The organism is Sinosporangium album (assembly GCF_900100605.1).
GTDB lineage: Bacteria > Actinomycetota > Actinomycetes > Streptosporangiales > Streptosporangiaceae > Sinosporangium > Sinosporangium album.
In genome coordinates this window covers 228,380-252,943 of record NZ_FNCN01000005.1, presented here as the reverse complement: position 1 = coordinate 252,943, position 24,564 = coordinate 228,380, and the positions used below count along the sequence as shown (strand labels likewise).

Genomic DNA, 24,564 nt, shown 5'->3' with positions numbered 1-24,564 from the left:
GATACGAGGCTACCGGGCGAGCGGCGACCACTCGCCCGGCACGGCCGCGAGTCTTCAACGCCTGCGTAGCAGTCGGCGGCGCAGGAGCACCAGGGGCACGGCGCCGGCGAACCCCAGGAGCAGTGGCGCGGCACCGGCGGCGGCGTTGAGGGCCGGCTGGCTGAAGGTCTCGGGAATGGACAGGACGGTCGCCCGCGAGAACGGCCAGACGATCACAAAGGCCCGGCCGACGACCTTGTCAACAGAGATGGTGCCGCCTCCCGGGTCGCCCAGGTGCGTGCGGGAGTCCAGCGACACCGAACGGTGGTCGCCCATGACCCACAGGCGGTCCTTCGGAACCTTCACCTCGAACGTGGAGGTGGAGGGCACATCACCGGGGTAGAGGTAGCTTTCCTCGTCGAGCGGGACCCCGTTGACGAGCACGCGGCCCTTCTCGTCGCAGCATGTGACGGTGTCACCCCCCACACCGATGACTCGTTTGATGTAGTCCTTCTCACCGGGGACCACCCCGAAGGCCGTGCCGACCCAGCGGAAGAAGGCCGCGGCCGGGTTGGACGGCTCCTCCAGCTTGAACTCGCTGTCCCAGGAGTCGACGCCCGAGAAGACGACCACGTCGCCGCGCTCGATGTCACGCGTGTGATAGACGAGCTTGTTGACCAACACCCTGTCGTTGGTCAGCAGGGTGTTCTCCATCGACTCCGAGGGGATGTAGAACGCCTGAACCACGAACGTCTTGATGATCAGGGCGAGCACAAGCGCGACAACGACAAGCACGGGTAGTTCTTTCCAGAACGACCCCTTCTTGTCCTTACCACGCTTGGCCGGCTTCTGGGTGTCTTCGGCGACCACGTCCACCTCGTCTTTGCCAGGGTCTCCGCGGCGCGGCGGCTCTCCCTGATCTTCGCTAGCCATCTCTGCCGAGCCTAGATGATGACCAGGGCGATATGACGCTGAGTACGGTCTCTACGGGCGCGCCGTACGGCATCCATGACGAATGTCGGAAAAGTCACCTGCTTGTGATCGCAGCGTCCCGGAGAAAGTCCAGGCAAGCGAAACGGCCCGCCCCCACAGGGAACGGGCCGGGTCGACCGAACGCGAGGAGCCCTACTTGGCAGGGACGGCGTCGCGCTTCTCGCGGATGCGAGCGGCCTTGCCGCGCAGGTCGCGCATGTAGTAGAGCTTGGCGCGGCGGACGTCACCGCGGGTCACGACCTCGATCTTCTCGATCACGGGGCTGTGCACGGGGAAGGTGCGCTCGACGCCGACGCTGTAGCTGACCTTGCGGACCGTGAACGTCTCACGGATGCCCCCGCCCTGGCGGCGCAGGACAAAGCCCTTGAAGACCTGGATGCGGGACCGGTTGCCTTCAACGACGCGGACGTGGACCTCCAGCGTGTCACCCGGGCGAAAGGCCGGAATGTCGCTGCGCATCGAGGCCTTCTCGATCTCCTGGATCTGCGTGTGCATGACAGCGGTCCCTCATTACGTGGGCGCGCGGAGGTCCACCCGGCCGTGCCGAAGCACAGCAGCGAGGGGGACACACGCGCTGGGCGATTAAGTCATCGGGCCGGAGCTGGACCGTCCGGCCATGCCGTGTCGACCACCAGGTCGACACCAGCGCTTTAGTCTGCCATATTCTTCGCCCGGACCTGAAATCAGGCGGGAAAGTCAAGCTCGGACAGGACCTCGCGGTCGCGCTTGTCAAGCGTGTCGGGGTCCAGGTCGGCGAGGAGCTCCGGGCGGTTCGCGGATGTACGGCGGAGCGCCTCGTCCCTTCGCCACCGCGCGATCCTGCCGTGGTGGCCCGACAGGAGGATCTCGGGCACCTCGCGGCCTCGCCACACGGGCGGCTTCGTGTAGACGGGACCTTCGAGCAGATTGGCCATCGCGCCGGGGGCGAAGGAGTCGTCCGCCACCGAGCGGACGTTGCCCAGCACGCCCGGCAGCAGTCGGCCGACGGCCTCCACCATCACGAGGACGGCCACCTCGCCACCCGCGAGCACGTAGTCGCCGATGCTCACCTCGTCGACCGGGAGGCGCTCGCCGTATTCGGCCATGACCCGCGAGTCGATGCCCTCGTAACGACCGCAGGCGAACACCAGCCAAGGCTCCTCGGACAGCCGGAGCGCGACCTCCTGGGTGAACGGCCGACCGCTCGGGGTCGGCACGATCAAGCGGGGCGTCCCCTCGTCCGAGGCGAGGACCGAGTCGAGGGCCTCGCCCCAGGGGTCGGGCTTCATGACCATGCCGGGGCCACCGCCGTACGGCGTGTCGTCGACGGTGCGGTGGATGTCGTGGGTCCAGTCGCGGAGCTGGTGGAGACGGACGTCGAGGGTGCCTCGTTCGCGCGCCTTGCCGATCAGGGAGACGTCGAGCGGGGCGAAGTATTCGGGAAAGATGGAGACGATGTCGATGCGCACGGTTCAGCTGGTCTCGTCGAGATCGAGCAGCCCGGGAGGGGCATCGACGACCAGCCTGCCGGCATCGAGGTCGACGACCGGCACGAGCGCCTTCACGAACGGCACGTAAGCCTCACCGCCCTGCTTCTTGCGCACGACGAGCAGGTCTTGGCCGTGGTGCAGCACCTCCGTCACCTCGCCGACCGGCTCCCCGCCCGCGGTCTCGACCGCGAGGCCGATCAGCTCGTGATCGTGGAACTCGTCCGGGTCGTCGCTGCGCTCGACCTCCGCCGAGTCGATGACCAGCATCGTGCCGCGCAGCCCCTCGGCCAGGTCGCGATCGTATATCCCGGCGAAACGCACCAGCAGTATGTCTTGGTGCCAGCGCGTGCTCTCCACCACGAGTGGACCGGTCGACGGGGGATCCGTCGCGATGGCGACACCCGAGGCGAAACGCAGGTCGGGGTCATCGGTGCGCACCTCGACGGTGACCTCACCGCGGAGTCCGTGTGGTCGGCCGATGCGGCCCACGACAAGCTGCACGTGAAACAGTCCTTATGTAATCAACGGCGAAGCGGCCCACGACGAGGCGTCATGGGCCGCTCGGTGAAATGCCCTTGGGTGGAACTAGCGGACCTCGTGCAGGTCGAGCAGGTCGACCCGCACGTATTTGCCCTCCGCCAGCGCGTTCACCACAGTGCGCAGGGCCTTGGCCGTGCGACCTCCACGGCCGATGACCTTGCCGAGGTCCTCAGGGTGGACCCGGACCTCAAGCACGCGCCCGCTGCGGATGCGGCGGGCGCGGACCCGGACATCGTCGGGATGTTCGACGATGCCCTTAACCAGGTGCTCGAGGGCCTCCTCGATCACCTCAGGCCTCGCCTTCCGGCTTGGTCTCTGCCGCCGGCTCAGCGGCCGGGGTCTCGACCGCGGGCTCCTCGGCCTTGACGGTCTTCTTGCTCTTCTTCGGCGTGGTGGCCGCGGTGGCGGCGTCGCCCGTCAGGGCCTCCTTGGCCGCCGCCTCGTAGACCGCGTGGCGGTCCGCCTTGGGCTCGGCGACCTTCAGCGGCTCGGGAGCGGGCAGACCCTTGAACTTCTGCCAGTCGCCGGTGAGCTTGAAAATCTTGAGCACGGGCTCGGTCGGCTGTGCGCCGACACCCAGCCAATACTGCGCCCGCTCGGAGTCGACCTCGATGCGCGAGGGGTTCTCCTTCGGGTGGTACAGGCCGATCTCCTCGATCGCACGGCCGTCACGCTTGGTGCGGCTGTCGGCGATGACGATGCGGTACTGCGGGTTGCGGATCATGCCGAGCCGCTTGAGCTTGATCTTGACTGCCACGGGTGTGGTCTCTCCTGGACTTCGAGCTTGGGTGAACGGCATCTCATCGAGTGGGGCACGACGCGAGACCGCCCGGGGACAGGCGCGATCCAGCGGGGGTGAGAGGGCACCCGCATGGCCACGATGTTCCAGCGCACCATTCTGCCAGATGCACGGGGGTGCCACCGAACCGTTCCCCTGATCACCGCGGGCCTCGATCAAGGATCGTCCCGCCGTTCGGCACGGCCGGCCTCACAAGGGCCCCGAAAGCACGTCCTTCCCCCGCGCGCACCTCAGCGCCACACCAACCATCCTGAAAGCACCCGGGGGAAAGACATTTACATTTTACGGCACAGGCCCGGGCACCCTCCGCCCCGCCAGTCGTCCATTTCCCAGGCCTCGCGATGCCACCGATCTCACCCGTCGACGTCGCTTCTCAGCAAAACACCCCAGGAGACCAGAACGGAGAAATGGGTGACATATCCCCACCCTCTCCCTTTAACCAGCCCGGTCGCCGCAGAATGCCGCACCGGCCCGGAAAGCCGACACGAAACACAGCCACCACCCAAGAATCCGGCACCCTCGGTATAACTTCTCCCTACGCCCGGTAATTCCGCGACGCCACGCGTGTCAACCCACACGGCCTCAGTCGCAAACTCTCTTTAATGCAGGGCAAGGGGGATCAACCATGAAACGTACTGCCACACGTCCGCTCATCTGGCCGCTCACCGCCGCCGTCGGCACCGCCGGAACCGCGGCGTTCGCCCTGTTCCTCGGACCAGCCCCCGTTCACGCGGCCGGCGAGTCGTCCTCGAGCACCGCCGTCCGCCTGCACGTGGAGAGCATCCCGGCTCTACCCCAACCCGGATTCGACGGCACGTGGGGAATCGCCACGACCGGGGCCACTGGAGGAACACACACGACGGACTTCACGATCGACCCGGACAATGTGCAGAACCTTGTCACAATAGCCACGAAAACCGGCTCGACGAGTGGAAATCAGTCGGTTAACACGTGGCAGGGCGACAGCGCTCTCAACGCGATAAGCGTACGCCTCAAAGTCGGCGGACCAACTCTCATCAGCGTGGCCACACTGCACACCTTCGCCCGTTGCGCCCCGCCTTCGGCGTCTCAGGCGACGACTGCGGTCAATGTCCCCGTTGTCGCTGGCACAGTGGTTTCGGAAGGCGTTACCGAAATTCCCGTCACCGGCTCGCAACTGGGTTATCCCAGCGTGGGCAGCGGCACACTGACGGTCACTCTCGACCAGACCCGGAACACAACGCCGGAGACCACCGCCGAAGCGGAGGTGGAGATCGCCGTCAGGGCACGGCTGCTGGACACCACGGGCGAACCGCTTTACGAGGGGCCCCTCGCCGATGTCACGCTCGGCGCCGTTCGGGCGACCTGCGGCTCTCCCTCCACACCGACGCCAACGCCGCCCACGCCAACGCCAACGCCGCCCACGCCTACACCCACACCTACACCGACACCGACGCTGGTGGTCACCCCCACGCCCGTTCCCAGCCCCACCCCGACGACGGAACCGACACCGAAACCCACGCCGACCGCTACCCCCACCCCCCTGCCCAGGCCGGAGCACAGCCACTGCGCGGGCCGCCGTGACCGCCACGGCAAGTGCGTCAGCGGCCACGTGGAGGAGACGCGTGAGGAGATCACACGCGAATACGACAACCGGGCGTTCCTGCTGCACGGCGAGGAACTGCCCTTCACCGGCGCCCCCATCGTGGTCGTCGGGGCCCTCGGCCTCGCCTCCCTCGCTGTCGGCACCGCCCTCCTGATCGGCGCACGCCGCCGACGCCGCGACGATCGTCCAGGATCCGCCTGACGGTACGGCTGCCGCCGTACCGGACATCCAGCGTGGGAGCCGCCTTCCCAAGCCGTACGGCCAGAGCCCGATGGATGACGGCGGTGAAGCAGTCCTCGACGACCAGGCCCGGGCCCGACACGTCGGGCCCGGGCCGCCGCACATAAGCACATAAGCACATGAGCGCACAAAGCGCATACAGACGCCGACGGCTTCGCCGGACGCCGTTCCGGCCCCCCGTCACCCGGCCGGGCAGGCCACGTCACATCACCGTAGGCCCATGACCTGGGCGAGCGTGACAACCGGCGGGACCGGTGGGTCAAACGGGGTAAAGCAGCCCAGTGGGCCGGGGGCATGGCATCACGGGCCCAGGCCGCCGTACAGGCCAGGCCCACGCCCGAGTGACCCCGCGCGCTGACCGGCACGCCGGAGGACACTCCGGCGAACCGGGGAACGGGGAATCCGCACGTCGGGGTCAGGGCCCGGCGGACGGGCAGGGGCCAATGGCCGGTGGGCCGCACGGGTATGGGCGCGCAGGGCCCGTGGGTGCCACGGGGGCCTGCGCGCCAGGCTACTACTTCTGCTTGGGGAAGTTGAGCTTGGAGGGGTCGAAGCCGGGGGGCAGCTGGAGGCCGGGGGGCAGTTTGCCACCGAGGTTGCCGAGGGCGCCGAGCCCCGGCGGGGTGGGGGCTTGGCCGTCGGGGCCGTCGGAGCCGCCGGCGGCGGCGCCGGCGGCGGCGCCGGCTTTGCCGAGGGCGGCCTTGCGCGGGTCACCGCTGACGCGGCGGCCCTTCTTGGCCTTCTTCTGCTGGGCGGCCTTGGCCTTGCGTCCACCGGGCATGCCGGGGATGCCCATGCCGCCGGCGACGCGCTTCATCATCTTCTGGGCTTCGAAGAAGCGGATGACGAGGTTGCCGACCTCGGTCACGGTGACGCCGGAGCCGCTGGCGATGCGGGCGCGCCGAGAGCCGTTGATGATCTTGGGGTCGGTGCGCTCGGCGGGCGTCATGGAGCGGATGATGGCGGCGATGCGGTCGAGGTGGCGGTCGTCGATCTCGTTGAGCTGATCGCGCATCTGCCCCATGCCCGGCATCATGCCGAGCAGGTTCTTGATGGGGCCCATGCGGCGCACCATCATCATCTGCTCAAGGAAGTCCTCAAGCGTGAAGTTGTCACCGGAGGCGAGCTTGCCCGCGACCTTGGCGGCCTCCTGCTCGTCGAAGGTGCGCTGCGCCTGCTCGATGAGGGTGAGGATGTCACCCATGTCCAGGATGCGAGACGCCATCCGGTCGGGGTGGAAGACATCGAAATCGTCGAGCTTTTCGCCGGTGGAGGCGAACATGATGGGCTTGCCGGTGATGTGCCGAACGGAGAGGGCGGCACCGCCTCGGGCGTCGCCGTCGAGCTTGGTGAGCACGACGCCGTCGAAGCCGACGCCGTCCATGAACGCCTGGGCGGTCGTGACGGCGTCCTGACCGATCATGGCGTCGACGACGAACAGGACTTCGTCGGGGTCGACGGCGGCGCGGATGTCGGCCGCCTGCCGCATCATCTCGTGGTCGATGCCGAGACGGCCGGCGGTGTCGATGACGACGACGTCGTGCTGCTGGCGGACCGCGTGGTCGATCGACCGGCGGGCGACCTCGACGGGGTCGCCGACGCCGTTGCCGGGCTCGGGGGCGTAGACCGCGACCTCGGCGCGCTCGCCCATGACCTGGAGCTGCTGGACGGCGTTGGGACGCTGAAGGTCGCAGGCGACGAGCAGCGGGACGTGGCCCTGCTCGCGGAGCCACCGGGCCAGCTTGCCGGCCAGGGTGGTCTTGCCCGCGCCCTGGAGGCCGGCGAGCATGATCACCGAGGGCGGGGTCTTCGCGTGGCGGAGCCGCCTGGTCTCACCGCCCAGGATCTGGATCAGCTCGTCGTTGACGATTTTGACGACCTGCTGTGCGGGGTTGAGCGCCTGGGAGACCTCCGCGCCGCGGGCCCGCTCCTTGACCTGGGCGACGAACGCCTTGACCACGGGAAGGGCGACATCAGCCTCAAGCAGCGCGATGCGGATCTCGCGGCATGTGGCGTCGATGTCGGCGTCGGACAGCCGTCCTTTGGCGCGAAGAGAGGAGAAGACCGATGTCAGCCGGTCGGAAAGCGTCTCGAACACGTGATTGGCCAGCCCTCGAAGCGAAAAGATCCTGGTTGGTGAGCGACTTGGCTTCCCAGCCTATCCGCTCGTGGCATCCGCAGGACTCCCCTGATCGAAAGGGCCGGTCCGAGCAGGCGGTGCGGATCACCCCCGAAGCGCCGCCGCGAAGCCTCCGACCTGCGCGTACGGCACCGCCGGTGAGTCCCCTCCGATCGCCGCGCACGGTGTCGGTTCGCGGCACACAGCGACGGGAGCCCTCCCAGCGAGGGGACGCCCAGGCGAGGCGACCGGGCGAGGCGACCCGGCGAGGCGACCCGGGACGCCTTACGGACACCGTCCCGCGACTACAGCCTGCGGAGCCCGCTGAGCACGCGTTCCAGCAGGCTCAGCTCGGCCCGCCCGGCGTCGAGCTGCGGCTGGTGCACGTGGACCAGCCCTTCTGCGGCCATGTCCGAGACGACGACGCGGGCGACCCCGACGGGGATGCGCAGGAGCGCGGAGATCTCCGCGACCGACCGCACCTGCCGGCACAGCAGGCTGATCGCCTGGTACTCGGGGGTGCTCATGGCTGCTTCCGGAGGAGCGGACGTCGCCGAGGACACCAGCGCCTCCAGGGCGAGGTCGGTGCGCGGTGCCGTACGGCCTCTCGTCACCGTGTAGGGGCGGACCGGCGACATGGGCTCCGTGTACGACGGGTCGCCGGTGACCTGGTCGTTGTCTCTTTCGTCACTCCATCCCTGCCCCGTCATGGGGTCACCCGGTTCGCGGTGTTCGGGTGGCGGGGCTGCCGTGTGAAGCGGTGGCGATCGACTGGTGCCTCACCTGTCCTCCTCGTTCCGTGTCTCCGGCGGCGGGCCGGCGCGGTGGCCGCTCGACCCGTCGGATCGGCGTTGCTGGTGTCGTGTCGGCCCGTCGCCGGTGGCCGGCAGGGCGCCGCCGCTGATGTCGGCGCGGGCGGCGCGGATGCCCTGCTGGTAGTCGCTGAGCCGGTTCCGGATGCGTTCGGGCGACACGTCGGGGGATGCGGTGCGGACCGGTGGGGCGCCGGCGGAGCCCGGCACCAGGTTGGCCCGCGGAACGCGCTTGGGGAGCCCTCCGGTGGTGGAGCCCTCGTTGAGCGGGGCTTTGACGACCTCCGCCGCGTGCCAGCCGAGGTCGGCGGTGGTGTTCTGCCAGCCGTCGACGCCTGTACGGATGTCTCCCCGGGGACCTGCCCCGATGTCCTCCTCGGGGTTGCGGCCAGGGGTTTCACCAGAAGGCCCGGTGCCGGTTCCGGTTCCGGGGTCGGTTCCGGTTCCGGTTCCGGGGTCGGTTCCGGTTCCGGGGTCGCCGCCGTGTTGCGGCCGGCGGAACCAGGCGGACTCGATGGAGGCGAAGATCGGGAGGAATTCCTCCTCGTCGTCCAAAGGTGAGGGTCTGGATGTGGGGAGGCCGGGCGGGGGCAGGCGTCTGGTGAAGGCGGTGGCCGTGGCGGATGCGGGCGCGTTGGGGTCTGGCGGGAGCGGGGGCAGGGGTCCGGTGGCGTCGTCCTGGTCGCCGAGTCCGCGAAGAGGGCTGGAAAGGTCCGGGAGGCCGGCGGTGCTGAGGGGGCCGGTGCCGTACAGGCCGCGGTCGTGCGGGCCGGTGGTCGCCCAGCGGTCGGGTGCGTTGGCCCACAGGTCGGGCCTGTCCGGCGGGAAAGCACCACCGGACGGGCCGCCGGACGGGGAGGTGGTGGGGGACGGGGAGTCGGTGCCGGAGGGCGGGGGGGCGGGGGGGATGGCCGTGGCGGGCGGGGCGGAGAGCACCTGTTCGGGCGAGAAGTTCCACGACCCGGAGTCGTCGGCCCGAGGGGGCCACGCGAGGCCGCCGGCCGGGGTGTACTCCGGCCGGACGCCACCGCCACCACCCCGCCTATCCCCGCCGCCTGGGCCACCTGAGCCCGCTGCGCCGGCCGCCCCGCCTGTGTCGCGCGTGCCGCGCATGCTGCCGGGGCCGCCCGCGGTGTCGATGGCGGCGAGGCCGCGGTCGCCCCCCTGTCCCCCGCCGAGTCCCCCGCCGAACATGGGGGCCGTGCCGACGCCCATGATCGAGTCGGGGAGCAGGGCCATGGCCGTGAGGCCCCCGCCATCGTGCGGCCTGAGTTGCACGCGGATCTGGTGTCTGCGGGCAAGCTTGGCGACGACGTACAGGCCCATGCGCCGGGAGATCGAGACGTCCACGTTAGGCGGGTTGGTGAGGCGCCAGTTGGCGTTGGCGAGCTCCTCGTCGGTCATGCCGATGCCGGAGTCGATGATGAGCAGCATGATTCCGCCGCCGTCGATCCGGTTCGCGGTGACGACGACGTGGGTGTCGCGCGGGGAGAAGCTGATCGCGTTCTCGACCAGTTCGGCGACCAGGTGGATGACGTCGTTGACGGCGAGGCCATTGACCGCGACGACCGAGGGGACGCGGATGTTGACGCGCTCGTAGTTCTCGACCTCGGAGAGGGAGGCCCGCACCACGTCGACCAGTTCGACGGGCCTGGTCCATCGCCGTGGAGGGTCTTGGCCCGCGAGGACGAGCAGGTTCTCGCTGTTGCGCCGCATACGGGTGGCGAGGTGGTCGAGCTTGAACAGGTCGTCAAGCCGCTTTTCATCGCGTTCGCCTTGTTCGAGGCCGTCGATCAGGGTGATCTGCCGTTCGACCAGGGTCTGGGTGCGGCGGGAGAGGTTGACGAACATCGCGTTGATGTTGCCGCGGAGGCGGGATTCCTCTCCGGCGAGCCGTACGGCTTCGCGGTGGACCTCGTCGAAGGCCCGGGCGACCTCGCCGATCTCGTCGGCGGACATGACGCCGATGGGTTCGATCCTGGTGGAGTCGACGCGTGTGGTCGGCTCTCGGAGCTCGCGCATGAGGGTGGGGAGGCGCACGCCGGCGATTTCGAGGGCTTCGCTGCGCAGCCGCCGCAGCGGGGTGACCAGGGAGCGCGCCATGAACAGGGTGGTAATGAGGACGAGCACGATCAGGGCGGCGATGACGACGGCGTTGATCAGGGCGAGGGCGGTGTCACTGCCCTGGACGGAGCGGCTGTGTTCGACCAGCGCGTCGGCGAGTCTCTTCTCCACCGTGAACATGCGGGCGAGCGTCTCGTTCATCGCCTCGAACCAGAGGTCGAGGTCGTCGGTGGTGGTCGCGTCGAGGGAGCGCAGCGACCGTCCCTCGTCGTGGAGGACCATCGCGCGTTCGCTGAGGTAGGCGGCGCGGTCGATGGCCTGGCCGGAGACGGTGTCGCTGTACAGCTGGCGCCGGATGGGGCCTGCGACGACGGCGTAGGATTCGAGTTCGCTGCCCTGGCGTGACCGGGCGAGCACGAAGGCGGCGTGTTCGGCGGGTTCGAAGCGGCCGGTGGCGATTCCCATCGCCAGCACGGCCCGCTGTCTGGACGCCTGGTCCTTGGCTCTGGCGAGGGTGGCGAGGGCGGCGCCCGTGGAGCTCAGCGACTCGTCTCCGGTGCCCTGCACGATCTCGTCGTAGAGGCCGATGATCTCATCGACGACCAGCGAGTATTTTTCGACGACGGGCAGGGCGGGCATCTGGCTGCCGGTCACGGTGGCGCGCATGGAGGCGAGGTCGTCCAGGCGCACGATGACGTGGCGCAGTCTGTCCCTGCCGCCCTGGGAGAGAGCGTCGCCCACGAGGCCCGACTGGTATTTGACGCGTTCGATCGAGCCGTCCACGACGTCGCGCTGCTCGGCGACGAGGCGTTTCTCGCCGTCCCTGCGGCCCGCGGCGACGTATCTGGCTGAAAGGTCGCGCTCGTATTCGAGTTCGTGGGACAGGTCGCCGAGCACGCCGACGAATTCGGCGACGGCGCCGGCTCTGCCGTACTCTGCGGCGCTGCTGATAGACGTGAACACCCGCAGGCTGCCGAGGAGTACGGCGACGGCCGTCGGAACCAGGATGAGCGCGATCAGCCGGGTGCGCACCCGCCAGTTGTGCGGGGTGAGCCGGCTGCCCGGATCGAGGGGCCTGCGGGGTCTCCTTCCGGTCGGCGGGGGGCCGGCGGGCGGCGTGGTCGCCGCGGCGCCTTGGGGTGTCGGCGAGTTCGGGTTCGCCGTGTTCACGTTCGCCGCGTTCACGTTCGCCGCGTTCGAGTTCGCTGCGGTCCTCAATGGTCACAACCTCTCACGGGCTGTCCGCCGGAGGAAGGAACTCGACCTGCGTTCCGAAAGCCCACGTCCGGAAGGCGCGTCGTGGAGGCGTGTTCCGACGGTGCGGTTGGGAAGCGCACTCCAGAGACCCGTTATCCGGGCGCGGGTGATTGCAGACGAGCCGGGGGAGCAATTTGAGCACAAGCCTCCTACCTTCTCTAGACACGCCGCAAGTCTTGAAGCGTTCCAATTAATCAGTGCGAGCAGTGTGCGGTGAGGCGGGTCCCCCGACTGCGCTTCCACATTAAACGAAAATATTTTCGGACATTCCACCCGTTAGAACGCGCCAAGCGGCCATAAGTCCCACACATTTCTATGCAGCCGCCAAACTGACTATGCTCCACCCACTGCACATATCCAGCTATATCGCGATACAGTTCGATCTTTGTTCGCCACGGCCATGCCTGCCGTCACCGCATGCCACCAGGCATGTCACGGAAAAGACGACTCACTCTCATCCAAGGAGTAAGCATGAGACGAACATCACAAGCGATCGCCTACATCGCCGGCCTCGGACTCACTCTCGCATTGACGGCGTGCAGCGGAAGTGGTGAAGTTTCGGCAGGACAGGCGTCGGGAAACGGGCTGGAGAAAACCACATTAAAGGTTGGCGCACTTCCTATTCCCGATCCGGCGGCGCTCTTCATCGCCAAGGCGAAGGGCTTCTTCAAAGAAGAGGGTCTGGAGGTCGAAACCTCGATCATCGCGGGCGGAGCGGCGGCGCTCCCCAAGATCAAAAACGGCTCGCTTGACATTTCCCAGACGAACTACGTATCCACATTCCTCGCCGTGAGCAAAGGCGAGAAGATCAAACTCATCGCGGACGCCTACCAGGCGGCCCCGAACACCTTCAACCTGATGGTTCCGAAGGACTCCCCCATCCGGACGGCGGCCGACCTCAAGGGCAAGACCGTCGCGGTCAACACCCTCACCAACATCGGTACACTCGCCGTGACCGCGACGCTCAAGGTCGCCGGGCTGAAGGCCGATGACGTGACCTTCAAGGAATACCCGTTCCCCGAGATGGGCGCGGCGCTCACCCAGGGCCAGGTCGACGCCGCCTGGGTGACGGAGCCCTTCATCACGGCCACGCAGTCCCAGTTCGGCTTCCGCAAGCTCGCCGACACCATGACAGGGCAGACCGCCGACCTGCCGATCGCGGGGTGGATGGCGACCGACGAGTTCGCGAAGAACAACCCCAAAACCCTGGCCGCCTTCCAGCGGGCTCTGGCCAAGGGGCAGCAGCTCGCGGCCAACGACCGCAAGGAGGTCGAGGCGATCGTCCCGACCTATACCTCGATCAAGCAGGAGACCGCGGCCGTGATCACGCTCGGGACCTTCCCCACCACGCTCAACGAGACGCGTCTGCAGCGGGTCGCGGACCTGATGCTCGAATACGGCTACCTCACCGGCAAACTCGACGTGAAGACGCTGCTCGCCGGCGCCTCCACCCCCTGACCTCATGGCCGGCGGATCCACGCGGATGACCGGCGCACGGCTGGTCCGCGGCGCGGTGGGCGTCGCGGGGTTCCTCGCGGTCGCCGAACTGGCGGTCAGGTCCGGTTACCTGGACGAGAGGCTCCTACCGCCCCCCACCGTCGTCGTGCGGGAGGCGGTGCTGCTGGTCGCCGACCCCGAGTTCACCTCGGGGCTGGTCGGCACGGTCTCGCGCTGGCTCACCGGTCTGGCGCTCGCCATCGCGATCGCGGTGCCGGCGGGCGTGCTGCTCGGCACGGTCGCCTGGGCGGAGCGCGCCACCCGGCCACTGCTGGAGTTCCTGCGCCCGATCCCGTCCGTGGCGCTCATCCCCCTCGCCATCCTGCTGATTCCGGATGACTTCCTCATGAAGATCTCGGTCATCGTCTATGCCTCGCTCTGGCCCATCCTGATCAACACCATGTACGGCTTGCGCGAGGTCGACCCCCTGGCCAAGGACTCGCTGCGCAGCTTCGGGTTCGGCCGACTGGCGGTGCTGTGCCGGGTGAGCCTGCCGAGCACGGCGCCGTTCATCGTGACGGGCGTACGGCTGTCGGCCGGCATCGCCCTCATCCTCGCGATCAGCGCGGAGCTGCTGGCGGGGGGCGCCGAAGGGCTGGGGGTGTTCGTCATCCGGGCCGGCAGCGGCAACCGTACGGACCTGGTGATCGCCGCGGCGCTGTGGGCGGGGACGGCGGGCGTGCTGTCCAACACGGCGCTGGTGGCGGCGGAGCGCAGGCTGTTCCGCTGGCACCACGTGCGGTCGGGAGCGGTGACGTGAAGGCCGTGGCCGAGTCTCGGGCCGGCGCCGTACGGCCGGAGCCCCGCAGGGGCGGCCCGCTGCGGATCGTGTGGGCCGTTGTGTCCCGGTTCTGGCTGGTGCCGGTGGTCGTGGCGGCGTGGGAGGCGGCGGCCAGGGCCGCGGCGAGCATCGACTTCCCGCCGCCTTCGGCGATCGTGCTCCGGATGCGGGAGCTTTGGCTGTCGGGCCCTCCGACACGGCTGTTCCTCAGCGACGACGCGATCGCCGACCTGCTGCCCGGTCTCGGCCGCATGTTCGCCGGGTGGCTGCTGGCGTCGCTGGTGGGGGTGGTGGCGGGGATCGCGCTCGGGCGGGCCGCCACGGCGGCGCACTATGTGGAACCGTTGATCCACTTCGCCCGGGCGGTGCCGCCTCCGATGCTGATCACGCTGTTCGTGCTGCTGTTCCGGTCGAGCACGCAGACCCAGCTCGCGGTGATCGTCTTCGGGGTGATCTGGCCGGTGCTGCTGAACTCGATGGACGGGGCGAGATCGGTGGAGCGGGGCTACCTGGACACGGCGGCGGTGTTCGGGCTCGGGCGGCGCGAGCGCCTCCTGCGGATCGTGCTCCCGGCCGCCGCTCCGAAGATCTTCGCGGGGCTGCGGCTCAGCCTGTCCCTCGCTCTGATCCTCATGGTGATCTCCGAGCTGGTGGGCAGCACGGACGGCATCGGCTACGAGCTGCTCCAGGCCCAGCGCGGGTTCGACTCGCCGGGGGTGTGGGCGACGATCCTGCTGCTCGGGCTGCTCGGCTACGTGCTGAACGCCGTGTTCGTGCTCGTCGAGCGGCGGGTTCTGAGCTGGCACGTCCGCGGCACACGGACGACATGACCGCGGACGACATGACCGCGGAAGACATGACCATGGACGCGAACGTGGAACGAAGGGACGGAGGGACGGAGGGTCGTGCTCAAGGTAGTGAACCTGGCCCACGCCTACGGTGACCAGCAGGTCCTGGCGGGCATCGACCTTTCGGTCGGCGACGGGGAGCTGGTGTCGGTGGTCGGGCCCTCGGGGTGCGGCAAGTCGACCCTCCTGCGCTCGATCGCCGGGCTGATCAAGCCGTCCCACGGCCAGGTGCTCATCAACGGGGTGCCGGTCGAGCAGACGCCCGACGACCTGGCGGTGGTGTTCCAGGACTACAGCCGGTCTCTGTTCCCGTGGCTGTCGGCGGCGGGCAACGTGGCGCTGCCGCTGCGCCGCAAGGGCATGTCGCGGCGGGCGCGCAGAGAGGCCGCGCTCGCGGCGCTCGACCAGGTCGGGCTGGCCGGTTCGGCGGACAAGTACCCGTTCGAGATGTCGGGCGGGATGCAGCAGCGGGTGGCCATCGCGCGGGCGCTCGCGTACCGTCCGGCGCTGCTGCTGATGGACGAGCCGTTCGCCTCGGTGGACGCCCAGACCAGGGAGGACCTCGAGGATCTGGTGCTCGCCGTACGCGCGAACCACAACATGAGCATCCTGCTCATCACACACGACATCGACGAAAGCGTTTACGTCGGCGACCGGGTGGTCGTGCTCACCCGGTCGCCCGCGACGGTCACCGAGAGTCTGACCGTCGATCTGCCGTCCCCCCGCGACCAGATCGCGACCCGAGAGCTTGAGGCGTTCGTACGGCTGCGCTCGGAGATCGGACGACTGGTCCGGGGACGACCTGACCTCGTAGGAGAACAGTGAACTCCGATGTAGACCCCGTGTGGGACGCCGTGTCGAACCTGTCGAGGTTCGCGTCCCTGTCCGTCGCGGCCGAGCTCGGCTGCGCCGACCATCTCGCGGAGGGGCCGCTGCCCGTGACGGAGCTGGCCGACCGGTGCGGCGCGCACGCGCCGTCGCTCCGCCGCGTGATGCGGCATCTCGCCTCGTTCGGCGTCGTGAAGCGGACCTCGACCGACGTCTATGCACTGACCGAGCACGGGACCGCGCTGCGGTCCGGGGTGCCCGGCTCGCGGCGCGCCGCCGTACGCATGCTGGCCGAGCCGGCGTTCTGGTATTCGCTGGGTATGCTTCCCAACACGGTGAAACACGGCCGGTCGGCGTTCGTCCAGCGGTACGGGCCGCTCTACCGCTACCTGGCGGAGAACCCGCTGTCCGGCCGCCTGTTCGACGACTACATGCGGGCGCGGGCGGTGCCGTTCACCGAAGGGCTGCCGCGGTGCTACGACTTCTCCGGTGTCGGCTCGATGGTCGACGTGGCCGGAGGGCAGGGCCACCTGCTCGCCGCGGTGCTGCGCGCCAACCCGGGCATGCGCGGGGTGCTGTTCGAGCTGCCGTCGGTGATTCCCGGCGCGCGGGAGGCGCTGGCGGCCGAAGGGCTCGCCGGGCGGGTGGAGTTCACGGCGGGCGACTACTTCGACGGGGTGCCGCCGGGCGCGGACGCCTACCTGCTGGCGGCCGTGATCCACAACTGGGACGACGGCGACGCGACGCGCATCCTGAGCAATGTACGGCGGGCGATGCGAGACGCGTCCCGGCTGCTCATCCTGGAGTTCGTCCTGCCCGACGACGACTCGCCCCACCGGGGCAAGGACGTCGACATGCGCATGCTCGCGCTGTTCGGGGACGGTACCGAGCGCACGCGGTCGGAATACGGCGCTCTGCTCGACAAGGCGGGCCTGTCGCTGTGCCGGGTGATCGATCTGCCCGGCGAAGCCGCGTTGATCGAGGCGGTCCCCGCCTGAGCCGTACGGCTCGGCGGGGGCGCGCCTACCTTCCTCCCCAGCCGGGGACGGCCATGCGCATGGCGAGCGCGTGCTCGACCAGCGTGATCAGCGTGATCTTCACGGAGTCCCGCACCCGCGCGTCCACGCGGACGATGGGGATGTTCGGCGCGAGCGTGAGCGCCTCCCTGACCTCGTCGTCCGCGTGGGGGTAGTGGCCGTCCCAGCCGTTGACCCCGACGATGAACGGGAGCTGCGCCTCTTCGAAGTAGTCGATGGCCGGGAAGCTGTCGGACAGTCTGCGGGTGTCGGCGAGGACGACGGCGCCGATGGCGCCTTTGACGATGTCATCCCACATGAACCAGAACCGGTGCTGACCCGGCGTGCCGAAGAGGTAGAGGATGAGGTCGCGGTCGAGCGACACGCGGCCGAAGTCCATCGCCACCGTCGTGGTGGTCTTGTTCGGCGTGAGACCGAGGTCGTCGATGCCCGCACTGGCATCGGTCATGACGGCCTCGGTGGTGAGGGGGAGGATTTCCGACACCGCGCCGACGAAGGTCGTCTTGCCGACACCGAAGCCGCCCGCAACGACGATTTTCGTCGAAGTGAGCCCTCCGCTCCGGCTAGAGCCTGCGAAGTCCACTGAGCACCCTTTCCAGGAGGTTGAGATCCGGCTTGCCCGCATCGAGCTTCGGCTGGTGCAGGCGGAGCAGGCCCTCGGCCTCCATATCCGCGATCAGAATCCGCGCCACGCCGAGCGGCATGCGCAGCATCGCGGAGATCTCCGCCACCGACCGCACCTGTCGGCACAGCGAACTGATCGCCTGATATTCCGGAGTGTACGAAGAAAGATCCTGATGCGGTGACGTCGCAGACGACACCAACGCTTCCATGGCCAGCTTGGTCCGCGGAGCCGTACGCCCCCCGGTCACGGCATAGGGCCGGACCAGGGAACTCGGCTCTTGAGGCAGGGGCGCCGCGGGCTGTGCACCTTCGTATCTGTGCGTACCATCCGCCGGGGAATACGGAGATCCACTGCCCAGCGGCGCGTTATCACCAGCCCAACTCTGTCCCACCATGTTTGTTCTCCTGTCACCCCGGATCAGCGGGGATGTGACGCCTGGAGCTCAGCGCGCACGGCCGGGGTGAGCACCTGGCCGGCCCGCTCCACCAGCAGCGTCATCTGATAGGCCACAAGACCCATGTCACAATCCGGGGCGGCCAGCACACCGAGGCAGGAGCCATCGCTGATCGACATGATCAGCAGCAGACCCCGCTGCATCTCGACCACGGTCTGTGTCACCGGCCCGCCCTCGAACACCCGGGAGGCTCCCTGGGTCAAGCTGATCAGCCCGGCCGCGACGGCGGCAAGCTGGTCGGCCCGATCCTTGGGAAACCCCTCAGAGAAGGCCAAGGGCAACCCGTCGGCCGAAACGACGACCGCATGGGCGACTCCCGGCACATTATTCACGAAGTCGGTGATCAGCCAGTTGACCCCGCGAGCTCCCTGGCTCAGCTCCCTCACAAGCCCTCCTTGTTGTCTTCACGATCGGGGTGCTGAGGAATCGGCAGCTCCCCGCTGATCTCACCCCGGGCCTGGCGCACACCCTGCTGAAAGCTCGACAGGCGGCTACGCACCCGCTCGGGCGAGAGTGGCGTCGGCGGAGGCGCGGCGGAGACGGACTGCTCGGCCGCGCCGGGCGCGCTTCCCGGCACCAGGTTGGCTTTCGGCACGCGCTTGGGCAGCCCCGAGGAGGTCGTCCCTCCCATGCTCGGCGCGGAGGCCGCCTGCGCGGCCTGCCATCCGGCGTCGGCGGACGACGACCACGTCGGCTTCCGCGGGCCGCCGAGCGGCAGACTGTCGGTGATCGCGGGGATCTCCGTGGTCTCCGGACCGGCCAGGTCGGCCGGCGTCCCGTCGGCATCGGGGTCGCCCGGCTGGACCTTGCGGAACCAGTCGCTTTCCACCGCCGCGAAGATGGGGAGGTATTCCTCCTCCCCCGCGTCCATGGGCGAGTCGACCTTCGGCAGCGGGCCCGTGTGGTCGTCGGGCTCGGCGCGTGAGAAAGCATCGAAGCGGGATGAGTCCAGGGACGACGGCACCGACCAGCCACCGCTGGGGTGGGGGTCGTCCGCGGCCAGGCCGCCGAGGCCCGCGTAGCCGGTCGGCTTGTCGCGGTCGTCGCCGAGGTTGGGCCAGGAGGTGCTTCCCGGGGCGGGCAGGGTGCCCGGCCAGGCGGTGTCCACCGGGTTCCCGCCGTACGCCGGAGGCTCGAAGGGCTGCGAGGTGAACGGGTCGCGCTCGGTGCCCGGGGCACGCTCGAACAGGTCGCGCTCGCCGCCCGCGGAACGCTCGAACGGGTCGCGCTCGGCACCCGGGGGACGCTCGAACGGATCACGGTCACGGTCGGCGCCGGGGGCGCGCTCGAACGGGTCGCGGTCGCCGCCGGCGAGGCGGTCGAACGGGTCGCCGTCGAAGGGGTCGCGCACCGGGAACGGGTCGCTCGTGGCCTCCGGGAGGTCGAAGGTGGTGGGGCTGGCCAGCACCGGGGCGTCCAGGGGGTTGCTCTGCGCCGGAACGGACAGCGAGCTGGACGTGGACGACACGTCGAAGGCGCCCGAGGTGGTGGCGGGCATGTTGTACGTGCCCGAGGACGAGGCCAGGTTGAAGGAGCCCGACGTGGACATCGTGTCGAACGGCGAGTCGAACGGGTTCGGCATCTCGAACGGGTTGGGCTGCCCCCCGAGTTGCGACCAGTCGCTTTGGCCGGTCCCCGACGAGGGCTGGGCGCCGGGCGGGAGCGCGATGAGGGTGTCGGGCAGCAGCACCATGGCGGCGAGGCCGCCGGCCTCCTGCTGGCGGAGCTGGACGCGGATGCCGTGGCGCAGGGCCAGGCGGCCGACCACGAACAGGCCCATGCGCCGCGACACCGAGACGTCTACGGTCGGCGGGTGGGCCAGGCGCCAGTTCGCCTGGTCGAGCTCCTCCTGGGTCATGCCGATGCCGAGGTCGCTGACCGAGATCATCACGCCGCCGCCCTCGATGCGGTTGCTGGCCACGGTGACCTTGGTCTCGCGCGGCGAGAACGAGATCGCGTTCTCGACGAGCTCGGCGAGGAGGTGGACGACGTCGCTGACGGCCTGGCCGGCGACCGCGACGCCTGACTGGACCTGGAGGGTGACCCGCTCGTAGTTCTCGACCTCGGACAGGGAGGCGCGGGCCACGTCCACGATCTGGATGGGCTGGCTCCACCTGCGGGCGGCCTCCTGGCCGGCGAGGACCAGGAGGTTCTCACTGTTGCGCCGCATGCGCGTCGCGAGGTGGTCGAGCTTGAACAGGTCAGCGAGCCGGTTCTCGTCGGGTTCGCCCTGCTCCAGACCTTCGATCAGGGTGAGCTGGCGCTCGACGAGGGTCTGGCTGCGGCGGGAGAGGTTGACGAACATCGCGTTGATGTTGGTGCGGAGGCGGGCCTCCTCGGTCGCGAGCCGGACCGCTTCCCGGTGGACCTCGTCGAAGGCCCGCGCCACCTCGCCGATCTCGTCGCGGGAGGCGACGCCGATCGATCCGACGTCGGGTTCGGTGGCATCGCCGGATTCCCGCAGCGTACGGACGGTCTCGGGCAGCCTGGTGCCGGCGATCTCCAGCGCCTCCACCCGCAGACGGCGGAGGGGGCGCACCAGCGAGCCGGCGACGGCCACGGTGATCACGAGGACGATGATCAGGAGGATGAGGATCAGCACACCGGAGAACACCGCGGTGTCCTGGGCTCCGTCCTGGAGCGCGCGGGTCTGGGCGACGATCTGACCGGCGACGCGCTGCTCGACCTCGCGGAGACGGTCCACGGTGCTGGAGGTGGTGTTGTACCAGAGCCGGACGTCGTACGCGGGCGGGCGCCACCGGACCAGGTCGTGCACCTTCTGGTATTCGCGGAGCTGGGCGAGGGCGCGCTGTCTCAGCGCGTCGGCCTCGTTGACCATCTGGCCCTTCACGGTGGCGCGGTAGAAGGCCAGGTCCTCGGGCGCGGCGTTGGATTCGAACAGCTCGGATTCGGCCTGCTGCGTGTTCCAGGAACCGAGGAAGTCCGCCAGGTCGTCGTAGTCGAGGTCGCCGCGGTCGGCGACGAGGCCGACCAGCAGGATGGCCTGCTGGCGGGCCACTTCCTCCTTGACCCGGTTGAGCGCGCCCATGGCCTCGGCGTTGGCGAAGAGCCGCTCGTTCTCACCGTCGGTGCCGAGTTCGCGCTGGATCGTCTGCAGGTCGCCGATGAGCCGCGTGTACATGACGACGGACGCCCGGGCGGGCACCGTCTTTTCAAGGATCAGTCGGCGCAGGCCCGGCAGTCCCCTGGCCCAGCGGTGCACCTCGGCGACCTCGGCGTGGACACGTGCGGTGTGGTCGACGTCGAGTTCGTCGACCACCTTCACCACGTCCGCGACGACCGTGTCGACCTTGCCGTGCTGGGCCTGGACGTTCTTCAGGCGGCTGTCCCGGTGGTCGTCGGCCTTGTACCACGCGGTGTAGGTGCGTTCCTTGCCCAGCTCGTGGGTGAGCGCGCCGAGCTTCTCGGCCAGTTCCGCGATCTGCGTGATCCTGCGGTACTTCCCCGATGTTTCGACGGAGTCGGCGAGCTGCACACCCGTCATGAGCACGCCGATGGCCGTGGGGATGAGGATGAGGGCCACAAGGCGTGACCGCACGCGCCAGTTCGCCAGCCGGAAGCGGCTTCCCGGGGCGGGCGGAGCCGCCGCCTTGGGCGCCGGGCCTCCTGCATCAGCCCCGGAACCTGCGGAGTTCCGGGGGGTTTCCGTCCTCACTGAATTTCGAACCTCTCGCCGAACCTTGCGTGCACGGAGATCAAGTCACGCGTGGGGCGCACGGGACGTGGGAGACGTCCATAGGCGAGGGTAATTGGAACACACCCCGACCAGATCGGCCAACCGCACACAGAACATTAGAGATGACTAAATAGGGATTTTCGGCCACAAATCTCCACTGGTTGCATGATCAACTAAGCGGGCTGGAAGGAGTCGCGCTCCGCGGGAGCGGCATGCTTGATCATCAAATGCCTGGTCACGGAGTACTCCATGGCCGCCTCCTGGCTCATGTCCTTACCGAAACCGCTGCCCTTCACGCCGCCGTGCGCCGCCGCAGGCGCCAGCGGAAGGTGGTCGTTCACCCAGGTCACCCCCACGTCCAAGTGGTGGGACACCCGCAGCGCACGGGAGACGTCGCCGGACCACACCGACGATGTGAGGCCGTACGGGGTGTCGTTGGCCAGCCGCACCGCCTCCTCCTCTCCGTCGAACGGGAGTGCCACCAGCACAGGACCGAAAAGTTCGCCTTGCACGATCTCACTATCCTGCCCTGCCCCGGTGATCAGGGTCGGCGGATAGGGGAAACCTGGGCCCGGCAGCGGGGCTCCGCCCGCCGCGATCTGGTTGTCGGCGGCGAACGGCAGCTCCCCGTCGCGGAACACCGCCACCGGTTTGCCGGTCTCCTTCACGTCCAGCGCGGTCAGCTCCTCGGCGTGCGTCTCGACCAGATCGGCGAGGCGCAGCAGGACCTTGGATCGTTCCGAGGGTGTCAGCTCGGCCCACTCGCGTGCGGCGGTGCGGGCCTCGCGGACGGCGGCCTCGGAGCGGCCGGGTGCTACGAGGCCGCGCGGCCCGCGCGCTCGATCAGGTCCGCGGCCAGGCGCAGACCGTCGCGGCGGCGGATCTCCTCGCCCGCGGCGGCCAGGCGGGCGCGCAGGTCGGTGTCGGCGAGGAGGCGCGACAGCGCCCCCGTCAGCTCCTCGTCGGTGAAGGAGTAGGTCGACAGCCGTACGCCGTATCCCAGCTCGTGGACACGCTGGGCGTTGTCGTACTGGTCCCAGAACAGCGGGAGCACGATCATCGGCTTGCCGAAGTGCAGCGCCTCGGTGGTGGTGTTGTTGCCACCGTGGGTGATGACCAGGTCGACCTGTGGGATGATCTTGGCCTGGGGCACGAACTCGGCGCCCCACATGTTGTCGGCGAGCTTGATCTCCGCGTGGAGCGGTCCCTTCGACACGATGTAGCGGTGCGGCGTCGCCGCGAGCACGTCGATGACGCGCTGCATCAGCTCGACGTCGGCCGACCCGAGCGACCCCAGGGAGAAGTAAACGAGCGAACCCTCCGTCGCCGCCAGTTCGGCGGGGATCTGGAAGTCCTCGTCGGTCTCGCGCACCGAGGAGTCCAGGCGGTGCCAGGTGTCGCCCAGCGGGCGGGCCTCGGTGTAGTCGAGGATCTCCGGGTAGACGTAGAGGTTCAGGTCGCCCTCGGGGAGGAAGCCGAGGTCGGGGAGCGGGGGCGCGCCCTGCTCGACCGCCCACTCGTTGAAGGCGGTCCACATCTCGCGGTGGGTGCGGTCGTATTCCGCGCGGAAGTCATCCCACTCGGAGCGGTCGTCGGCGGGAAGCCCGGAGAAGACGGGGGCGACGCCGTCGCCTCCGGCCTCCAGCGGGTTGCACGAGACGATGCGCACGAACGGCTTGCCCGCGGTCACCAGCGCGGGGAAGAGGATGACGTTGTCCTCGACGACGACATCCGGCTGGACGCGCCCGATAATGGCCTTGAGCTGCGGCTCGCAGTATTTCACTCCGTCGATCAGGGCCTCCCAGATCGGCTTCGTCACCGTTTCGAGCTGCTCCTTGGTGCTCTTGCGGTATTCCGGCGCGGTGTCGCGGATGAAGTCCTTCCAGAACTGCCCCGGGTCCTGCTCCTCCTCGGCGGGCGGCGCCAGGTCGACCAGGTCCTCCTCGAACCCGAGCGCGGTCAGTTTGCCCTTCCACGACGCCTCGGCGGCGAAAACGACCCGGTGGCCCCGGCCGCGGAGGACGTCTCCGATGCCGATGCAGTTGTTCGTGGGGCCGTAGGCGCTCTCGGGCATGAACAGGATCGTGAGGGGTCGCTCAGACATCGTGACTCCAACCCAAATCTGTTGAATGTCGATTCAATTTTGGCACTAGCGTGAAGGTCAACTCCGCGGCCACCATGGAGTGGTACGGCGATCGCGCGGCTTCGGGCACCGCGCGGTACGGGGACTTCTTTTCAACGTCGATGCAAGAACGGGGGGGCGTATGACCCCGCGCAAGAGCCGGACCGACCGGCGACTGGACCTCATCGAGGCAGCGCGGCGTGCCGTCATCCGCCACGGCATCGAGGGCGTTCACCTCAACCACGTGGCGGAGGAGGCCGGGCTCACCTCCGGGGCGGTGCTCTACCACTACCCCGACTTCGGCGAGCTGCTGGTCGAGGCCCACCACGTGAGCACGGAGCGCTTCTACGAGCAGCGCCTCCGGCAGATCGCCAAGATCACCGACCCTCGGGAGAAGCTGGTCGTGACCATCCGGTCGGGGCTGCCGACCGGGCCGCTCGACCCGGACGTGCGGCTGCTGAACGAACTGGGCGGATCCGCGGGCCGCAACCGGATCTACGGTCTGCTGCTCACCACGCTGTACGACCGGCAGGTCACCATGTACCAGAGCATCCTCGACACCGGCGCGGCGCTCGGGGTCTTCACCCTCGCCGACGAGACGCTGGTGATCGCGCGCAACCTGGTGGCGCTGGAGGACGCGTACGGCTACCGCATCACCGCGCGCCACCCGATCATCGGCCCGGAGGAGGCCGCCGAACTGATCCTGGGCTACGCGCGGGCCATGACGGGATGCCCGCTCACCTCCGGCGGGGCCGACGGGCGGTCCGAGCCGCCGGCATAAGCCCGCCGCCGGCCCGGCACTCCAGGTCGACTTCGCG

At 69.0% G+C, this 24,564-nt stretch carries 22 protein-coding genes and 1 pseudogene; 7 read left to right on the top strand and 16 right to left on the bottom strand.

Going from position 1 to position 24,564, the window contains the following annotated elements; genetic code table 11:
• Positions 1–54: 54 nt before the first annotated feature.
• The 6 genes from lepB to rpsP all read right to left on the bottom strand — a co-directional run bounded on the left by lepB (position 55) and on the right by rpsP (position 3,738).
• Positions 55–912 (bottom strand): signal peptidase I, encoded by an 858-nt coding sequence (gene lepB, locus BLQ73_RS07580; RefSeq protein ID WP_093169628.1) that lies wholly within the window; start codon positions 910–912, stop codon positions 55–57.
• 192 nt (positions 913–1,104) lie between these two features.
• Positions 1,105–1,467, bottom strand: a complete 363-nt coding sequence (gene rplS, locus BLQ73_RS07575) for a 50S ribosomal protein L19 (protein ID WP_093169627.1) — start codon at positions 1,465–1,467, stop codon at positions 1,105–1,107.
• A 188-nt stretch (positions 1,468–1,655) separates the two neighbouring features.
• Positions 1,656–2,420 carry a tRNA (guanosine(37)-N1)-methyltransferase TrmD gene (gene trmD / locus BLQ73_RS07570; RefSeq protein WP_093169626.1) on the bottom strand — a complete coding sequence of 255 codons (765 nt, stop codon included), beginning with the start codon at positions 2,418–2,420 and terminating at the stop codon, positions 1,656–1,658.
• 3 nt (positions 2,421–2,423) lie between these two features.
• Positions 2,424–2,942, bottom strand: a complete 519-nt coding sequence (rimM, locus tag BLQ73_RS07565; protein ID WP_093169625.1) for a ribosome maturation factor RimM — start codon at positions 2,940–2,942, stop codon at positions 2,424–2,426.
• An 84-nt stretch (positions 2,943–3,026) separates the two neighbouring features.
• Positions 3,027–3,269: an RNA-binding protein gene (locus BLQ73_RS07560; protein ID WP_093169624.1), complete on the bottom strand. Its 243-nt coding sequence runs from the start codon at positions 3,267–3,269 to the stop codon at positions 3,027–3,029.
• Position 3,270: 1 nt separating this feature from the next.
• The gene (rpsP, locus tag BLQ73_RS07555) at positions 3,271–3,738 is read right to left on the bottom strand and encodes a 30S ribosomal protein S16 (RefSeq protein WP_093169623.1); all 468 of its coding nucleotides are present in this window, start codon (positions 3,736–3,738) and stop codon (positions 3,271–3,273) included.
• Positions 3,739–4,405: 667 nt separating this feature from the next.
• Between rpsP and BLQ73_RS32140 the strand changes: the two genes are divergently transcribed.
• A complete protein-coding gene (locus BLQ73_RS32140; protein WP_093169622.1) occupies positions 4,406–5,566 on the top strand; it encodes a hypothetical protein in 1,161 nt (386 codons plus the stop codon).
• Positions 5,567–6,119: 553 nt separating this feature from the next.
• Here BLQ73_RS32140 and ffh read toward each other — a convergent pair.
• From ffh to BLQ73_RS34495, 3 genes are all read right to left on the bottom strand, one after another.
• A complete protein-coding gene (ffh, locus tag BLQ73_RS07545; RefSeq protein ID WP_093169621.1) occupies positions 6,120–7,703 on the bottom strand; it encodes a signal recognition particle protein in 1,584 nt (527 codons plus the stop codon).
• 326 nt (positions 7,704–8,029) lie between these two features.
• Entirely contained in the window at positions 8,030–8,434 is a 405-nt protein-coding gene (locus BLQ73_RS07540) for a DUF742 domain-containing protein (protein WP_093169620.1), read from the bottom strand.
• A gap of 69 nt (positions 8,435–8,503) precedes the next feature.
• Entirely contained in the window at positions 8,504–11,818 is a 3,315-nt protein-coding gene (locus BLQ73_RS34495) for a sensor histidine kinase (RefSeq protein ID WP_093169619.1), read from the bottom strand.
• A 510-nt stretch (positions 11,819–12,328) separates the two neighbouring features.
• Between BLQ73_RS34495 and BLQ73_RS07530 the strand changes: the two genes are divergently transcribed.
• The 5 genes from BLQ73_RS07530 to BLQ73_RS07510 all read left to right on the top strand — a co-directional run bounded on the left by BLQ73_RS07530 (position 12,329) and on the right by BLQ73_RS07510 (position 16,809).
• A complete protein-coding gene (locus BLQ73_RS07530; protein WP_245690870.1) occupies positions 12,329–13,315 on the top strand; it encodes an ABC transporter substrate-binding protein in 987 nt (328 codons plus the stop codon).
• A gap of 25 nt (positions 13,316–13,340) precedes the next feature.
• Complete coding sequence (locus tag BLQ73_RS07525) at positions 13,341–14,114, top strand: ABC transporter permease (RefSeq protein WP_093169696.1); 774 nt, start codon at positions 13,341–13,343, stop codon at positions 14,112–14,114.
• Between the two features lie 5 nt (positions 14,115–14,119).
• The gene (locus BLQ73_RS07520; protein ID WP_245690869.1) at positions 14,120–14,965 is read left to right on the top strand and encodes an ABC transporter permease; all 846 of its coding nucleotides are present in this window, start codon (positions 14,120–14,122) and stop codon (positions 14,963–14,965) included.
• 75 nt (positions 14,966–15,040) lie between these two features.
• Positions 15,041–15,808 carry an ABC transporter ATP-binding protein gene (locus tag BLQ73_RS07515; RefSeq protein ID WP_093169618.1) on the top strand — a complete coding sequence of 256 codons (768 nt, stop codon included), beginning with the start codon at positions 15,041–15,043 and terminating at the stop codon, positions 15,806–15,808.
• On the top strand, positions 15,805–16,809 hold the full coding sequence (locus tag BLQ73_RS07510) for a methyltransferase (RefSeq protein ID WP_093169617.1): 1,005 nt from the start codon (positions 15,805–15,807) through the stop codon (positions 16,807–16,809). The genes BLQ73_RS07515 and BLQ73_RS07510 overlap by 4 nt, the downstream gene beginning before the upstream one ends.
• Positions 16,810–16,834: 25 nt before the next feature.
• On the opposite strand, the gene BLQ73_RS07505 is transcribed toward BLQ73_RS07510, so the two are convergent.
• From BLQ73_RS07505 to BLQ73_RS07480, 7 genes and pseudogenes are all read right to left on the bottom strand, one after another.
• Entirely contained in the window at positions 16,835–17,431 is a 597-nt protein-coding gene (locus BLQ73_RS07505; protein ID WP_245690868.1) for a GTP-binding protein, read from the bottom strand.
• Positions 17,412–17,867 carry a DUF742 domain-containing protein gene (locus tag BLQ73_RS07500; RefSeq protein ID WP_093169615.1) on the bottom strand — a complete coding sequence of 152 codons (456 nt, stop codon included), beginning with the start codon at positions 17,865–17,867 and terminating at the stop codon, positions 17,412–17,414. Before BLQ73_RS07500 ends, BLQ73_RS07505 begins: the two co-directional genes overlap by 20 nt.
• A 23-nt stretch (positions 17,868–17,890) precedes the next feature.
• A complete protein-coding gene (locus BLQ73_RS07495) occupies positions 17,891–18,313 on the bottom strand; it encodes a roadblock/LC7 domain-containing protein (protein WP_093169614.1) in 423 nt (140 codons plus the stop codon).
• Positions 18,310–21,486 (bottom strand): sensor histidine kinase, encoded by a 3,177-nt coding sequence (locus tag BLQ73_RS07490; RefSeq protein ID WP_093169613.1) that lies wholly within the window; start codon positions 21,484–21,486, stop codon positions 18,310–18,312. Before BLQ73_RS07490 ends, BLQ73_RS07495 begins: the two co-directional genes overlap by 4 nt.
• A gap of 311 nt (positions 21,487–21,797) precedes the next feature.
• On the bottom strand, positions 21,798–22,265 hold the full coding sequence (locus BLQ73_RS07485) for an aldehyde dehydrogenase family protein (protein WP_275936268.1): 468 nt from the start codon (positions 22,263–22,265) through the stop codon (positions 21,798–21,800).
• Positions 22,242–22,412: pseudogene (locus tag BLQ73_RS34490) on the bottom strand (aldehyde dehydrogenase family protein); the annotation flags it as partial. The pseudogene BLQ73_RS34490 and the gene BLQ73_RS07485, both read right to left, overlap by 24 nt.
• A 26-nt stretch (positions 22,413–22,438) precedes the next feature.
• On the bottom strand, positions 22,439–23,728 hold the full coding sequence (locus BLQ73_RS07480) for a glycosyltransferase (protein WP_093169612.1): 1,290 nt from the start codon (positions 23,726–23,728) through the stop codon (positions 22,439–22,441).
• Between the two features lie 160 nt (positions 23,729–23,888).
• Between BLQ73_RS07480 and BLQ73_RS07475 the strand changes: the two genes are divergently transcribed.
• Positions 23,889–24,527, top strand: a complete 639-nt coding sequence (locus BLQ73_RS07475; RefSeq protein ID WP_093169611.1) for a TetR/AcrR family transcriptional regulator — start codon at positions 23,889–23,891, stop codon at positions 24,525–24,527.
• The last annotated feature ends 37 nt before the right edge of the window (positions 24,528–24,564 follow it).